Here is a 14,950-nt window from a genome sequence, read left to right as displayed (position 1 = left end):
CCGGATGTGACGGATGCCGCTAGTCGGCGCGTTCCTCGGCGAGCGCCGCGCGAGCGGCGTGGAGTTCGTCGGCCGCCGCCTTCACCTGGTCTTCTGCGGTCTGCACCCGTCGCTCGATCAGGGTCCTCGCGCCGTGGACGCGGCGGACGCGATCCTCGCTCTCGAGTGTGGCCGCCACGATGTAGGACGAGGCGATGAGGATCACCTGGCACGAGAGGTTGATCCACAGGAGCAGGGCGATCAGCGACGCGAACGATGCGAGCAGCGGGTTGGACCCGGCGCCGCCGACGAAGAGGCTCGACAGCTGCTGCAGCACGGTGAGTCCGACGCCGCCGATGAGCGCCCCGGTCCACAGTGCCCGTGCCGGAGCACGGACGCCCGAGAGGGTGCGGAACAGCAGGGCGACGACGGCGGTGTCGAGGAGGAACGTGACGAGGATGCCGACCGTGGCGCTCACGCCGACCGTGAGCGGGTTCTCGGGCGAGACGCCGACGAAGCCGGCCACGAGGCCGACTCCCGCCGTGCCGAGCACCGTCGCCACCGCCGCGGCCGCCAGTCCGACGCCGATGACGATGGCGAGAAGGAGGTTCCGCGCGAGGACGATGAGGAAGAGCGTGTCGTCGTGCACCTTGTCGGCGACGATCCGCAGGGCTGTTCGGAGCGATCCGATGGCCCCGATCGCGGCCATGATCAGACCGATGAGGGACAGCACGCCCGCCAGAGAGAAGGCGACCGGCTGACTGAGGTTCTCGGTGTCGATGAGGCCGCCCTCGCCGACGAGTCCCGGGATCACACGGTCGACCGCGTCGAGGAGTCCCTGCCACGCCTGCGGGTTGCCCGACAGCCAGAGCGCGGCGACCGAGAACCCGAGGAGGACGCCCGCGAACACGCTGAAGAGGGTGCGGTAGGTCACGCTGTCGGCGAGCATCGGTCCGCGCCGTTCGCTGTACCGCAGGTAGGCACGGACGATCCGCAGGGACAGCGCCCGTGCGATGAGGCGCGGGATCAGCGGGGTCTTCGTACTATCGGCCATCCCCTCACGCTAGCGAGGCACCCGCGCTGGCCGACCTCCCCTTGCGTACCGGGCAAGGATCTGCCAGCGGCGACGCGTCACAGACCGAGGCGGTCGACGAGCGAGGCGCCCCACACGATGCCCGTCCACGCGCCCAGCAGCATCCATGGGCCGAAGGCGACGGCGGTGCGTCGGCCGGCGCGTCGCGTCGCGAGCAGGAGCATGCCGTAGAGCCCCCCGAAGACGAAGCCCGCGACGGCGCCGACGGCGAGCGCGGACCAGCCCACCCATCCCAGCGCGATGCCGAGCACCCCGGCGAGCTTGACGTCCCCACCACCCATGCCCCCGCCGGCCGCGCGCAGGAGGAGGTAGAACACGAACAGTGCCGCGCCGCCGATCGCCGCGCGCAGGAGTGACGCCCACGGCGCTCCGGCGAGGCACGCGAGGAGCATCAGGCCGCCGACGATGGGATAACCCGGGACAACCCACGCATTGGGGAGCCGGTGCGTCCTGACGTCGATGACGGTGAGTGCGACGGATGCCACGGCCACCCAGAGGTACGCGAGGGCGATCAGGGTGACAGCGAGTGGATGCGTGGTGCCTGCGAACACGGCGGACGCGCTCTCAGCCGTCGAGGACGTCGAGCCGGACGCGGACGGTGTCGCCGTCGGAGATCCCCTCGCGCTCACGCACCGACCGCTTGAGCGGAAGGACGTAGACCCCGCGGCCGGCGTCCGGGAAGATCGACGTCCGCCAGCTCGTCGCGCCGACCGTGGCCCTCACCGGCACGGAACCGAAACCGCGCCCGGGACGCGGGACCTCGCGGATGTCGGCGCTCACCTCTTCGGGCAACGGCACGAAGTACCAGTCGTCCCTCCGCGATTCCCAGCGGAACAGGACCCCAGCGACGTCGACGATCATGCGCTCACGGTAGCGAGTGCAGCGGGGCGGCGGCGGGCGGCATCCCCACCCCCGCTGTCACCACTGCGGGTGGATGTCCGCCCGCAGACGGCGGTCGTAGACGTCGACGACCGCCGCGGCGAAGGTGTCGAGGACTGCGGGGTCGATGAGTCCCGCCGCGGCGTTGGATGTCGCCTGAGAGGTCGTCCGTGCTCCGGGGATCACGGAGGTGACACCGGTCTGCGATGAGATCCAGGCGAGGGATGCCGCGGGCAGCGAGACACCGTCGGGCAGGGCCGCGCCGAGTTCTTCGGCCGCGACGAGACCGGTCTTGTAATCGACCCCCGAGAACGTCTCACCCCGGTCGAACGCCTCGCCGTTGCGGTTGTACGACCGGTGGTCGTCGCCGGCGAACGACGTGGACGTCGTGTACCGGCCACTGAGGAGGCCGGACGCGAGAGGGACGCGAGCGAACACGGCGACGCCCGCGGCGGCGGCGGCGGGAAGGACCTCGTCGAGCGGCTTGAGGCGGAACGGGTTGAAGATGATCTGCACGTTCGTCACGCCGGGGCGCGAGATGGCCGAGAGCGCCTGCGCGCAGGTCTCCACCGAGACGCCGTAGGCGGCGATCGCCCCGTCGGCGACGAGCGCATCGAGGGCGTCGTACGTCTCATCGGCGTCGATGACCGCGGAGGGCGGACAGTGCAGCTGAACGAGATCGAGGGTGTCGACGCGGAGGTTCCGGCGCGACCGATCGGTCCAGGCGCGGAAGTTCTCGGCCGTGTAGTTGCCGGGCTCCTGCGGCAGACGGCGACCCATCTTGGTCGCGACCGTCACGCCGTGGCCGGGATGTTCCGCCAGGAAGCGTCCGATCAGCGTCTCACTCCGCCCGTCGCCGTAGACGTCTGCGGTGTCGAAGAGGGTGACCCCGGCGTCGACGGACGTCGCGAGCACGTCGAGGGCGTCGGCCTCGGACACATCGCCCCAGTCCGCACCCAATTGCCAGGTACCGAGGCCGATGGCGGAGACGGAACGACCGGTGGCGGCGAGGGGACGCTGATGCATGGGGCTCACCCTACTTCGCCCGCGAGGCGGCGCGGGGAGCCGATGTCATCTCGGCGACAGCGGCTTCGAGGTGGCCGAGCACCGTGGCGACCGCGGGGACCCGTGCGGCGCCGCGCGCCGACACCGCGTGGAGCTCCCGCCGGTCGCCCGAGGCGAGAGGGCGCGTGCGGACGCCGGCCACGAGCGGGAAGGAGGCCACCGCCAACCGCGGAAGGGTCGCGACGCCGACCTGCTGCGCGACGAGCTGCTCGACGGCCGCGACGTTGTCCGTCTCGAACCGGATGCGGGGAAGGAACCCCGCTCGCGCGCACGAGTCGAGCAGATGGCTGCGGCAGCGCGGACAGCCGGCGATCCAGTCGTCGCCCGCGAGCGCTTCGAGCTCGACGACGTCGTCGGAGGCCTGCCGATGCCCTTCGGGGAGGATCAGCAGCAGGTCCTCGGCGCCGATGCGACGAGCGTCGAGGCCGCGGATGCTGTCGCCGTGGGCATCCGTGCCGTCGCCGGGGTGGCTGAAGGTGAGGGCGATGTCCGCACGATCGGCGCGGACGGCGGCGACCGCTTCGGGGGGCTCGGCCTCGACGTAGGTCAGGGAGACACCGGGATCGGTCTCGGCGAGGCGCCGCATGAGGCGGGGAAGGACGGTCGGGGATGCGGAGGGGAAGCCGACCAGGCGCACCGTCCCGCTCCGTCCACCGCTGAGGTCGGCGAGCTCCCCCGCCACCGCGCCCAGGGCGGTGGTGATCGAGACGGCGTGCCGGGCGAGGATGCGCCCGGCCTCGGTCAGCCGCATCCGTCTGCCGACCCGCTCCACCACGGGCATGCCGAGACGGGATTCGAGGCGGCGGATCTGCTGGCTGACGGCGGGTTGGCTGTAGCCGAGAGCGACGGCGGCCGCGGTCACCGACCCCGCGTCTCCGATGGCTTTCACGATCCGGAGTTCGGCGACGGAGAGGTCGGGAAGAGAGGTGGGCACGAAGACATATAACGCGACGTCATGTTCACGATGCAATACCTGCCGTGGTGCAATCCTCCGGTGGTCGGGACCATGGATGCATGGTCCTCTCCCCCGCCGCCGTCCGGGCATCCTTCCCCGAGGCCCGCGGCTACGTCGCGGCGTGCACCTCCGGCATCCCCTCCCTCGCGACGCGGGACGCCGTCCGCGCCGACCTCGACGTCCTGCCCGACCCGATCCGCTACGCCGAGGTCGCCGAACGGTGCCGTGCCGCCTTCGCTCGTCTGGTGGGCGTCGATCCCGGGGCCGTCGCACTCGGCGCGCAGACCTCGGCGATGGTCAGCCTCATCGCGGCAGCCCTGCCCGACGGAGCGGTCGTCGTCTGCCCCGACGGCGAGTTCTCCTCGCTCGTCCTGCCCTTCGTCCACGCCGGTCGCGGCATCACCGTGCGCACCGTCCCTCTGACGGCGCTCGCCGAGTCGCTCCGGGACGGCGACGCGCTGGTCGCTTTCTCGATCGTCCAGTCCGCGACGGGAGCCGTGGCCGACGCCGACGCCATCGTCGCAGCGGCTCGGGACCACGGTGTCCGGACGCTCTGCGACGCGACGCAGGCCGTCGGATGGATGCCGGTGGCCGCCGCTTCGTTCGATGCTCTCGTCTGCCACGCCTACAAGTGGTTGTGCGCCCCTCGCGGCGTGGCCTTCCTCACGCTCGACGAGGACTTCGCCGCCTCGATCGCACCCCGCCAGGCGGGCTGGTACGCCGGATCGGACCCGTGGGCCTCGTGCTACGGCCCGGATGCGGCACTGGCGGCATCCGCTCGACGGTTCGACGTGTCGCCGGCGTGGCAGGCGTTCGTCGGCGCGGAGCCCGCGCTCGCCCTGTTCGCCGACGCCGACGCCGACGCATTGCGCGATGAGGTGACGGGGCTGGCGGCCGCGCTCCGGGAGCGTCTCGACCTGCCGACCCCCGAGCGCGCGACGCCTATCGTCACCTGGCCGGATGTGGACGGGGACGACGTCGACCGCCTGCGGGCGGCGGGGATCGTGGCATCCCGCCGCGCCGGCAACGCCCGGGTCGCCCTGCACATCTTCAACGACCTGCGGGATGTCGACGACATCGCCCGCGCGCTCGGCCGCTGACCCGGGTCACCCCCGATCGGAGCGGAGCTCGATCGCGATCTGCGACGCGTCGATGACGGCGAGCTCGTGCGCGAGGACGTCGGCGTCGAAGGTCCCGCTGTCGCGCGCATCGAGGAGCACCCGCCGTTGCACCGCCAGCACCTCGAGTCGTCGGGCGCTCTCGATCTCGAAGATCCGGGAGCGGTCCGCGTCCGCCGGCCGCTCGGCGGCCGGAACGGTCGCTGCGCTGTCGCGGAGGAGGTCGAGGATGTGCCGGCGCTCCTCCCGTTCGCGCTGACGGGTCTCCTCCTCGGAATCTGCGGCGGTCAGGGCGGTGACCATGGGGGCGACGGTGGCACCCTGTCCGACGAGGGAGAGGACGGCCACCCCGAAGGCCACGAGGATGAGGACCGAGCGCTGCGGTGTGTCCTCCGGCAGCGTCTGCGCGGCGGCGAGCGTGATCGCGCCCCGCATGCCCGCCCACACCACGAGCGCACCCTCCCGCCATCCGAGGGGAGCCTCTTGGAAGTAGCGGATGTCCGCGAGCCCACGGGTCACGCGCGGGCCGAAGCGGCGGACCGTGTCACGCGAGACCGTTCTGCCCCGGCGCGCGAAGGCGTCGACGAGCTTCTTCTCGCCCTCTTCGCTCTCGAGCCGCTGGGCGATGGTCTCGAGTCGTGGCTGCAGCCGGCGCACGCGGCGCGCGCTCGCGGACAGGAGCGCCAGGAGCGGTGCGACGTACGCGGCGCGGACGACGACGGTGAGCAGCCACGCCCCCGCCGCGATGAGGAGAGCGGGTGCCACGCCGGCGTGCACGGCCTGCACGTCCGAGATGATCGTCGTGAGCTGCAGGCCCATGAACAGGAAGACGAGTCCCTCGAGGATCAGCTCGATCGTGCGCCAGTTCTGCGCATCCGAGAGGCGGTTGCGCGCCGAGAAGACGCGCGGTCCCCCGACGCCCGTGATGATGCCTGCTACGACGGCGGCGACGAGCCCCGAGGCCCCGAGAAGCTCGGCCGGGATTGCGGCCAGGAACGGCACGGTGAAGGACAGGACGGTGTTCACGGTCGGGTCCGTCGCCCGACGACGGACGGTGAGGTTCAGCCAGCCCAGGAATGCTCCGATCAGCACGGCGACGACGACCGCGTAGGCGAACGTCCCGACGGCACCCCAGAACGAGAAGGATGCCGCAGCCGCCGCGATGGCCGTCCGCAGCAGCACGAGCGCCGTGGCGTCGTTGAGCAGACTCTCGCCCTCGAGGATGGCGATGACCCGTTTGGAGACCGGGGTGCGTTTGATGATCGACGTCGCGACCGCATCGGTCGGGCTCACGATGGCGCCGAGAGCGACTCCCCACGCGAACCCGAGGTCGGGGATCACGATCATGAAGAACAGCCCGAGGGCGAGCGCGGTCCCGATGACGAGGAAGACCGACAGCCCGGCGATCGCGCCGAACTCGCGTCGGAAGTGCATGGCCGGCATCGAGACGGCTGCGGAGTACAGCAGGGGCGGCAGGATGCCGAGGAGGATCCACTCCGGGTCGAGGACGAAGTCGTCGAAGACCGGGAGGAAGCTTCCTCCGACGCCGACGGCCACCATGAGGATCGGCGCCGCGATCCCCGCCCACCGGCCGACGACCGTGGTGAGGGCGACGACGAGGAGCGCGACCACGAGGCCCAGGAGTGTCTCGATCACACCGAAAGCCTGTCAGAGCATCCCCGTCGATGCGGCCGATTTCGGGCAGTTCGTCACCTGCCGATAGGCTCCCGGATCGTGCTTCGCCTGATCTTCTCCGCAGCTGTGGGCGCTCTCGTCGGCGGTGCCGTCGCCGCGGTGGTCGGTCCTCCCGGAGCCGGCATCTGGGTCCTCGCGGTCGCGCTGCCCATCGGCATCCTCAGCGTCGTCTTCCTCCGGCTGGGTGCGTCGGGACTCGCCTCGACATCGGTCTCTCAGGAGGATCTGACCCGCGCGCGGGCCGAGGATCGCCTGGGCGTGGCACGCATCGACGCCGTCCGTCAGACGGGAACGCAGATCAACGACCAGCCCGTGTGCGAGATCGACGTCACGGTGCAGCCGCGCCGGGGCGCCGCCTACGCCACCACCCTCTGCAGTGTCGTCCCGCTGGTCGAGCTCGGAGCCCTCAGGCCTGACACGACCCGGCCGGTCGCGATCCTGATCGAGGGCGGCCCCGAGTTCGGCTTCGTCGACGGCCAGGTCTCGCCGCAGGAGATCGACGGTCTCGTGGTCCCACCGCCGGGGTCGGTCCCGACGATCGCCTGGCCGAAGGCGCAGCGCGTGGTGAACGGCGCGCGGCGCGGCCCGCTCCTCGGCATCGGTCCGCGCGGGAGGGTGCTCCGCGGCATCCTCTTCGTCGTCATCGCGCTCGCCGTGGCGGCCGTCGTCGTCGCTCCATACGGCCGCGCCGTCGTGATGACCGCGCAGGCGGCGCAGGAGGGGCGCATCGGCGTGGACCTGCGGCGGCCCGACGAACTGGCCGTCGCGGTGCGGGCCCTCGAGGACGAGATCGGGCACGACCGGGTCAGCACCGTCCTCATCACGTCTGATTTCATCCGGGTCGAGGCACCCCTCACCCCGGGCAGGACCGAGACCGATGTGTGGATGTACCGGGGCGGTGTCGTCGATCACGAGGGCCCGGCGCCGTCACAGCCCGACCTCGCGGCCGAGCAGTTCTCCTGGAAGGACATCGCCCTCTCGACCGTGTGGGCGCTGATGGAGAAGGCGTCGGCGGAGTCGGGCATCCCCGTCGGCGACGCGAGCGCCGTCGTCTCGCGGGGCACCGACAGCGACATCGACAGCGAGACCTTCGGAGCGTCCGTCGAGAACCCCGAGATGTTCATCTCGCTCCGGACCGGATACAAGAGCGTCTCGTTCCGGGTGAACGCCGACGGATCGGGCGACGTCGTCGCCCAGTGACGCGCGTCAGGCCGCGGCGAGCTCCGTCGTCGCGCGGAGCGACCGCATCGCGTCCGCGCTGGGGAGATCGACGCGCAGACGGGTGGTCCCGGGACGGGGACCGGCCCCGTTGACGATCGCCGCGCCGCCCAGACCCGCCAGGGGGGCGGCGAGCGCGGCCGAGGCTGCCGCCGGCAGGTAGCCGACGACGCGTCCGTTCGAGTGGACGGAGATGTCCGCGGCGCGACGGGTGCGCCCGCGCCCCATCCGCAGCACGTACAGCCGATCGTCCCGGGTGCGGCGTTCGGGGTCGTCGACGAGGTAGTAGGTCCGTTCGACGTCCACACGCGACGTCGGGAGGTCACGGAGGTCCGGGAGATCGTCGTGCGATCGCGTCCGGCCGATGAGAGCGTGACAGAGATGTTCGAGCCAGGTGGGCACGAGGCCCCCTTCCTGCACGCGGCATGAAACTCATGCCGCTGCATCGAGCCTCTCACAGCGCGCCTGGCAATCCCCCGGTCTCGGAATGCCCGCGCGCTACGGTCGGTTCATGCTCCACATGAAGGCCATCGTCTACCGCACCCCGGGCGCCTCCGACGTCCTGTCCCTCGTCGAGCGAGAAATCGCCGACCCCGGCGCCGGCGAGGTGCGCGTGCGCATCGCCGTGTCGGGCGTGAACCCGACCGACTGGAAGTCCCGCGCCGGCGGCACGGCGCGGGCGACGTTCGCCGAGACCGTCCCGAACCAGGACGGCAGCGGAATCGTCGACGCGCTCGGCGACGATGTGGAGGGACTCGCCGTCGGCGACCGCGTGTGGGTGCACCTCGCGCAGCACCAGCGCCCCACGGGCACCGCGCAGGAGTACACGGTGGTGCCGGCATCCCGCGCCATCCGACTCCCCGAGGGCATCGACTTCGAGACCGCCGCGAGCCTCGGCGTTCCCGCCGTGACGGCGCACCGCGCCCTCACGGTCCACGAGGACGGGCCGGCTCGCCTGGCCCCCGGAGCGCTCACCGGACGCACCGTGCTCGTCGCGGGAGGCGCCGGCGCCGTCGGTCACGCCGCGATCCAGCTGGCCCGCTGGGCGGGCGCGACGGTCATCACCACCGTCAGCTCCGACGCGAAGGCGGCACTCGCGCGGGCGGCCGGCGCGCACCACATCATCGACTACACGCAGGGTGACCTCGTCGAGAACATCCGCGAGGTCGCGCCCGACGGCGTCGATCAGATCGTCGAGGTGTCGCTCGCCACGAACGCCGCCGTCGACGCGGAGGTCGCGGCGGGACACGCGGTCATCGCGTTCTACGCCGACGACAACGGCGACACGTTCAGCATGCCGATCCGGCCCACCTTCGCGAAGAACATCCGTGTGCAGGGCGTCCTGCTCTACACGGTCGGAGAACCGGCTCTGGATGCGGCGGTCGCCGACATCACGCGCGCACTCGAAGACGGTGCGCTGCCGGTGGGCGAAGATGCCGGCCTGCCGCTGACCTGGTTCGCGCTCGAGGAGACCGCAGCCGCGCACGACGCGGTCGAAGCGGCCACCGTCGGCAAGGTGCTCATCCGCGTCGCGGAGCTCTGAGTCCGCACGCCACCGCCTGACAGTGGCGAAGGGATGCCGCGGGTCGCACCTTCTGCGAGGGCCACCCGCGGCATCCGTCTCAGCGGACGACGACCGTCAGCGGAGTCGAGCGGGTCGCGCCCGCCTCGTTGCGGTACTCGACGACGTACTCGTACGTGCCCGGGGCACGGCCCGTGACCGCGGTGCGGGTGCGCTGCGCATTCGGCGACGCGGCGGCGAGCTGCTGCTCGTCGATGACCCTCCCGTTCTCGTACAGCGCGTACGAGGTCGCGTTGGTCCCCCACCACAGGTTCGACGTGACCGTGTAGGCGCCGTCCCGATCGTGGTTGTCGTGCGAGAGCACGGGCGTTCCGGGAGCGGCATCCGTCACGGTGACGGTGATCGACGTCGTCTCGGTGACACCGGCCGCATTGATCAGCTCGCCCGTGTAGACGTACGTGCCGTTCGAGCGGCCGGCGATCGGCACCGCGACCTGCTGCGCCCGCGGCGATTGCGGGGTCAGAAGGCGGGTGTCGAGGAGTTCGCCGTTCTCGTACAGCCGGAACACGGAGCCGTTGACGCCCCACCACAGGTTCATGGTGACCGTGAACGATCCGTCGCGCAGGCCGTCACCCCACCCGCTGTCGCTCGTGAGCGCACCCCGGCCGGGCCGGGCGGTCGCCCCTTCGTCGGCGTAGACCGAGAACCGGGACTCCGCCGTCGCGACGAGGCCGTCGTGGTTGACGGCCCGGACCGTCAGCACGTGGTCCCCGGCCTTGTCCGACAGATCGATGACGGCGTCGGCCGCGATCGGCTCCCCGTCGAGGGCGACGTCGAGGTTCCGCACGCCGGACTCGGGGTCTGCCGCCGACACCCCGAGCGCGAGCTCGCCGCTGTCAGGCAGGAGCGCACCGTTCTTCGGGAGACCCGAGATCACCGGAGCGGTCTCGTCGGCACCGCCCGAGGGACCACCCGTAGCGGCGATGCGCGGCATCGGAGCCGGTTCCATGCCGTCGCCGATGAAGAAGCTCGGGTGCGGCGGCTGGTTGTAGCCGGTGTTCTGCCAGGCGACCGCGACCCGGTACTGCATGTCGTGCATGAGCGTCGGGATGCGGATGTCGGTCTCGTCGGAGGTCGAGTAGATGCGCAGCTCCGACGAGTCCGCCGAGCGCCACACGATCTCTTCGCGCCAGTCGCCGAACAGGTCGGCCTGGAGGTTGGGCGTACCCTTCGTGCCGTTGTTCGACCGGGCCCCGGCATCCGAGAGGATCGTCTTCTGCTCCCCGGCCTCCCAGTCCCACTTCGCGACGACGGGCGTGCCCTGCGATGTCGTGGCATCCCAGTCGTGGTCGACGATCTCGCGCAGCGGGTCGCCGTCGAACCAGGCGAGGAAGTTCGCCGCCGGGATGCGGTCCCCGATGACCTCGCCGTCGGCGGCGACGAGAGTCCCGGTCCGGGAATTCCACGCGGCGTCGCCGCCGACGGCCCAGCCTTCGGCGCCGGGATGCCGCGGGTCGATGTCGCCCATGGCGGCACGGCCCGTGTCGACGGTGGCGGGAATGCTCCAGAGCACCTCGCCGGTCTTCGCGTCGCGGAACGTCGCCCCGCGGTTGCCGGACGCCGCCATGTTCTCGTGAGCCGCGAAGGCTTCGAGTCCCGGTCGCGACGGGTCGAAGTCACCGACGTGGAGGGCGTCGCCGTGGCCGAGTCCGGTCGAGTACAGCAGCTCCCCGTCGTCGTCGATCGCGGCCGAGCCGAAGATGATCTCGTCCTTCGCGTCACCGTCCACATCGGCGACCGTCATGGAGTGGTTGCCCTGCCCGTAGAGGGCCTCCGCACCGTCCTCGTTCGAATCGGCGACCCAGCGCGTCGTCAGCTCCTCGCCGTCGAAGTCGACGGCCGCGACGACGGCACGCGTGTAGTACCCGCGGCTGAAGATCGCGCTCGGGTGCTCACCGTCGAGGTAGGCGACGGATGCGAGGAACCGGTCGACCCGGTTGCCGTACGTGTCGCCCCACGATCCGACGTCGCCGCGCTGCGGGATGTAGTCGATCGTGTCGACCGCCGCGCCCGTCAGCCCGTCGAAGACCGTCAGGAACTCCGGGCCCTGCAGGACGTACCCCGAGCTGTTGCGGTGGTCTGCGCTCGCGTCGCCGATCACCCGTCCGGCCCCGTCGACCGTGCCGTCCGCGGTCCGCGTGATCAGTTCGGCACGGCCGTCGCCGTCGAAGTCGTAGACCATGAGGTCGGTGTAGTGGGCACCGGCCCGGACGTTCACGCCCAGGTCGATGCGCCAGAGTCGCTCCCCGTCGAGTCGATAGGCGTCGACGTAGACGTTGCCGGTGTAGCCGCCCTGCGAGTTGTCCTTCGCGTTGGACGGGTACCACTTGACGATGAGCTCGTACTGCCCGTCCCCGTCGACGTCGCCGACGGTGGTGTCGTTGGCCGAGTACGAGTAGGGCTGCCCGTCCTTCGTGTACGCGTCCGCCGGCTTCTGCAGCGGAAGCGCGCGGTACGCGGCGGTCTGCACGCCCACCGGGTCGGATTCGGTCGTCTCGACGGTCTCGTCGCCCGAGCCGCTCAACCGGGTGACGAAGTACTCCGAGGCATCCGTCCCGTCGGTGTCGAGCAGGTTGGTCGAGGCGGTGATCGGCGTCGTCGTGATGCGCCGGCCGTCACGGTACACGTGGAAACCCGCGTCGGCAGGGTCCGTGCCCAGCAGTCGCCACGACACGAGCACGCCGCCATCGGTCCGGACCGCGGCGACGCCACGGTCCAGGTACTCCGCCTGACGCTGCAACACCGTCGGCGCCGCCGTCTCGTACGGGTCGGATGCCGCACCGGCACCGCCCACACCGACCGGAACGACCGTGTAGAAGTACGGCACGGTGGTCAGCACGTCGTCGTCGACGAAACGCGGGACGTCGCTCGTTCCCACGAGCGCGCCGCGCTCCCCCTCGACCTCCGAGCGGAAGACGAGGAAGAAGACGCTGTCCTCCGCCGCGGTCCAGGCGAGCTCCACCTCGCGCGGGTCGATGCGGACGGCGTCGACATCCGTCGGCGAGCCGGGGGCAGCGACGTCCGGGTCGGTCAGACTCGTCTCGACCTTCGCCGACGGCACGGACTCGAGGCCCGTCCGGTCCACGGCGGTCACGTGATAGCTGTAGTCGAGTCCCACGCGCGCCGTGCGGTCGGTGTACGCCGGCTCGGTGCTGCTTCCCACGAGCGTCGGGACGGTGTCGAAGGCGGACGAGCGGTACACATTCCAGGTGAGACCGGATTCGGCATCCCACGCCAGGTCGATCTCGGGATCGGCCGGATCGGCTTCGACACCCGTCACCGTCAGGCCCGTGGGGCCGAGGAGGATCGGCGTGATCTCGAGTCCGTTCAGACGCGTCCCGGCAGCGGCGCCGTAGGCCTCGATGTTCAGCTGGCCGTCGGTCACGAGGAAGGGCCCGCGGAGGACCGCCGCGACCGAGCCGCGGCCGGCGTTGCCCGTGCCCGCTTCCTTCCCTTCGATGCGGAAGCTCGTGCGGGTCGATCCGATCCAGTCGCCCGAGAACGTCTTGACCGAGTAGGTGCCGTTCGGCACGTCTAGGACGAAGGTCGAGCTGTCGCCCGGCAGGACGAAGTCGCGGAGCAGGTCGTTCGATCCCTCGGCGGCTCCACGGTCTCGGCCCGCGTTGGCGGGGAGGGTGTTCGTGAAGCCGTACCCGCGGTCCTTCGTGTACGCGAGGTTGGGCGTGACCTCGGTGTACCCGGCGGCGAGGGGGTTGCCGGCGAGCTGGAAGTCGAACCGGTACGCGGCCTGCTTGGTGGTGAACTCCACCGGCGCCGACGGCTCGGATTCGCCGCGACCGTTGACGGCGACGACGCGATAGCGGACCGTCGCGCCCTCGTTCAAGCCCTGCACGATTGTCGTCGGCTGAGTCACGGTACCCACCAGGGTCCAGGCGTCCTCACCGGCCGTCTGACGGAACACCTTGTAGATGTCCGCGGTGGGCACGGCGTCCCACTTCAGGGTGGCCCCGGCGTTGCTGACGGCTCCGGCCACGAGCCTCTGCGGGGCTTCGGGGACCTCGGCCGGGGGCTCCGTGTCGGTGACCTCGTCGGCAAGCGGGATGTCGAGGGCGCTGACGCCCTGCGCGACCAGACGTGCCATCTGGATGGCGCCGTACTCCTGGAAGTGCGTGTCGTCGACCGTCCCGGCGGGCCGGTTGGGGAACACACCCGGGTCGACGTGCAGGAAGACGGCCTTCGCCGCTTCGGGACCGATCTCGTCGAGGTAGGCGCGGCTGGATGCCGAGAGGTCGACCAGCGGCACGTCCTCCTCGTCGGCGAGCTCGGTCATCTTCTCGACGTACTCGGGGAAGCTCACGCGGAAGAGCCCCGTCTCGGGGTCGAAGTTCCGGCGCGAGACGGGCGTGACGAGTACGGGCGTCGCGCCGCGCTGGCGGGCGCCCTCGACGTAGGTGCGGAGGTACTCCTTGTAGTCGGCGGGCGAGGCGTACCGGTCGTCTACTCCCTGTGTCGCATCGTTGTGACCGAACTGCGCGAACAGGTAGTCGCCGGGGCGGATCGCGCGCAGCACCTCGTCGAGGCGGCCCTGTGTGAGGAAGTTCTTGGACGAGCGCCCGCCGATCGCGTGGTTCTTCACCGCGACGTCGTCCGTGAGGAAGCGGCTCAACATCTGGCCCCACCCCGCCTGCGGCGCGTACGCGGTAGCGTCGTAGGTCTGGACGGTCGAGTCGCCCGTCAGGTACGTCGTGGGGACGGCGCCCGCGGTGCGCTCGGGCAGCCGCGTGATGGTGAGTGCATTGAGGGATGCCGCGCCTCCCGCGATCTGCAGCGTCAGGCGCCCGTCGACGAGAGCGATGGGGAACGCCATCTCGAGGTACTCGCCCGTCGCCTTCGCCGTGGGCTGCACCTTGGCTATCGACTCGGCTGTGATCGCGATGTCGGTCGCGCCCTCCGCGTCGCCGGCGACGAGCGAGACCGAGTAGTCACCCGGCGCGAGATCGACCTCGAAGGTACCGCCCTGCGCTGCGACGAAGTCGGACCGCACGGCGTCGTCGCCCCCGCGGTCGACATCCGGGGCCGCCGAGGTTGGCGCCGTGGAGAAGCCGTACCCCCACTCGGCATCGAACGCCGTTGCTGACGTCACGGCGAGCGAGCCGGATGCGACCGCGCCGGGCCCGAAGTCGAACGCGATGACGTCGCCGTCGGGAAGCGGTGCGGGGGCGTCGGCAGCGACGGCAGGTGCCGCAGCGATGAGCGACGCAGTGAGCGCGGCCGCGGACGCGATGGCGAGCGCGGAGCGGGGACGGCGGATGGGCATAGGTCCTCCTGGACGGCGTCGACGAGAAGGCGAGCCGGATGACCCGCACCGGAGGGGCGCTGGACGATCCGACAACCTCGAGACATGG

Annotated in this window: 11 protein-coding genes; 3 read left to right on the top strand and 8 right to left on the bottom strand. The window is 71.2% G+C overall.

The features are described 5' to 3' along the window. Positions 1-19 precede the first annotated feature (19 nt). The 5 genes from AC4NN1_RS00175 to AC4NN1_RS00155 form a co-directional block, all read right to left on the bottom strand. Positions 20-1,033: a YihY/virulence factor BrkB family protein gene (locus AC4NN1_RS00175; RefSeq protein ID WP_116229286.1), complete on the bottom strand. Its 1,014-nt coding sequence runs from the start codon at positions 1,031-1,033 to the stop codon at positions 20-22. Between the two features lie 77 nt (positions 1,034-1,110). Next, entirely contained in the window at positions 1,111-1,623 is a 513-nt protein-coding gene (locus AC4NN1_RS00170) for a prepilin peptidase (protein ID WP_491954264.1), read from the bottom strand. Between the two features lie 13 nt (positions 1,624-1,636). Further along, positions 1,637-1,933, bottom strand: coding sequence for a DUF1905 domain-containing protein (locus tag AC4NN1_RS00165; protein ID WP_018186426.1), 297 nt, complete (start codon positions 1,931-1,933; stop codon positions 1,637-1,639). A gap of 57 nt (positions 1,934-1,990) precedes the next feature. Beyond that, a complete protein-coding gene (locus AC4NN1_RS00160; protein WP_491954263.1) occupies positions 1,991-2,977 on the bottom strand; it encodes an aldo/keto reductase in 987 nt (328 codons plus the stop codon). 10 nt (positions 2,978-2,987) lie between these two features. Beyond that, the gene (locus AC4NN1_RS00155; protein WP_311870641.1) at positions 2,988-3,950 is read right to left on the bottom strand and encodes a LysR family transcriptional regulator; all 963 of its coding nucleotides are present in this window, start codon (positions 3,948-3,950) and stop codon (positions 2,988-2,990) included. Between the two features lie 80 nt (positions 3,951-4,030). Here AC4NN1_RS00155 and AC4NN1_RS00150 point away from each other — a divergent pair, with 80 nt between their 5' ends. Then, positions 4,031-5,071, top strand: a complete 1,041-nt coding sequence (locus AC4NN1_RS00150) for an aminotransferase class V-fold PLP-dependent enzyme (RefSeq protein ID WP_491954262.1) — start codon at positions 4,031-4,033, stop codon at positions 5,069-5,071. A gap of 6 nt (positions 5,072-5,077) precedes the next feature. On the opposite strand, the gene AC4NN1_RS00145 is transcribed toward AC4NN1_RS00150, so the two are convergent. Further along, the gene (locus tag AC4NN1_RS00145) at positions 5,078-6,745 is read right to left on the bottom strand and encodes a cation:proton antiporter (RefSeq protein WP_491954261.1); all 1,668 of its coding nucleotides are present in this window, start codon (positions 6,743-6,745) and stop codon (positions 5,078-5,080) included. Positions 6,746-6,823: 78 nt separating this feature from the next. Between AC4NN1_RS00145 and AC4NN1_RS00140 the strand changes: the two genes are divergently transcribed. Then, the gene (locus AC4NN1_RS00140) at positions 6,824-7,984 is read left to right on the top strand and encodes a hypothetical protein (RefSeq protein ID WP_491954260.1); all 1,161 of its coding nucleotides are present in this window, start codon (positions 6,824-6,826) and stop codon (positions 7,982-7,984) included. Between the two features lie 6 nt (positions 7,985-7,990). Here AC4NN1_RS00140 and AC4NN1_RS00135 read toward each other — a convergent pair whose 3' ends face one another. After that, positions 7,991-8,404, bottom strand: a complete 414-nt coding sequence (locus AC4NN1_RS00135; RefSeq protein ID WP_116229290.1) for a hypothetical protein — start codon at positions 8,402-8,404, stop codon at positions 7,991-7,993. 118 nt (positions 8,405-8,522) lie between these two features. Here AC4NN1_RS00135 and AC4NN1_RS00130 point away from each other — a divergent pair, with 118 nt between their 5' ends. After that, positions 8,523-9,545 carry an NADPH:quinone reductase gene (locus AC4NN1_RS00130; RefSeq protein ID WP_491954856.1) on the top strand — a complete coding sequence of 341 codons (1,023 nt, stop codon included), beginning with the start codon at positions 8,523-8,525 and terminating at the stop codon, positions 9,543-9,545. Positions 9,546-9,624: 79 nt separating this feature from the next. Here the strand turns inward: AC4NN1_RS00130 and AC4NN1_RS00125 are convergent, their stop codons facing one another. Next, positions 9,625-14,862 carry a rhamnogalacturonan lyase family protein gene (locus AC4NN1_RS00125; protein ID WP_491954259.1) on the bottom strand — a complete coding sequence of 1,746 codons (5,238 nt, stop codon included), beginning with the start codon at positions 14,860-14,862 and terminating at the stop codon, positions 9,625-9,627. Positions 14,863-14,950: the final 88 nt, after the last annotated feature.

The sequence above is a fragment of the Microbacterium sp. MDV22-iso44 genome, assembly GCF_058629135.1.
Note: the sequence above shows the minus strand (reverse complement) of the source record. Positions and strands in the feature narration are given on the sequence as shown.

What these genes read in the sequence shown, in the direction of transcription:
- AC4NN1_RS00175 (WP_116229286.1), bottom strand. Translation starts at nt 1,033, where the DNA reads ATGGCCGATAGTACGAAGACCCCGCTGATCCCGCGCCTCATCGCACGG.
- AC4NN1_RS00165 (WP_018186426.1), bottom strand. Translation starts at nt 1,933, where the DNA reads ATGATCGTCGACGTCGCTGGGGTCCTGTTCCGCTGGGAATCGCGGAGG.
- AC4NN1_RS00160 (WP_491954263.1), bottom strand. Translation starts at nt 2,977, where the DNA reads ATGCATCAGCGTCCCCTCGCCGCCACCGGTCGTTCCGTCTCCGCCATC.
- AC4NN1_RS00150 (WP_491954262.1), top strand. Translation starts at nt 4,031, where the DNA reads ATGGTCCTCTCCCCCGCCGCCGTCCGGGCATCCTTCCCCGAGGCCCGC.
- AC4NN1_RS00130 (WP_491954856.1), top strand. Translation starts at nt 8,523, where the DNA reads ATGAAGGCCATCGTCTACCGCACCCCGGGCGCCTCCGACGTCCTGTCC.
- AC4NN1_RS00125 (WP_491954259.1), bottom strand. Translation starts at nt 14,862, where the DNA reads ATGCCCATCCGCCGTCCCCGCTCCGCGCTCGCCATCGCGTCCGCGGCC.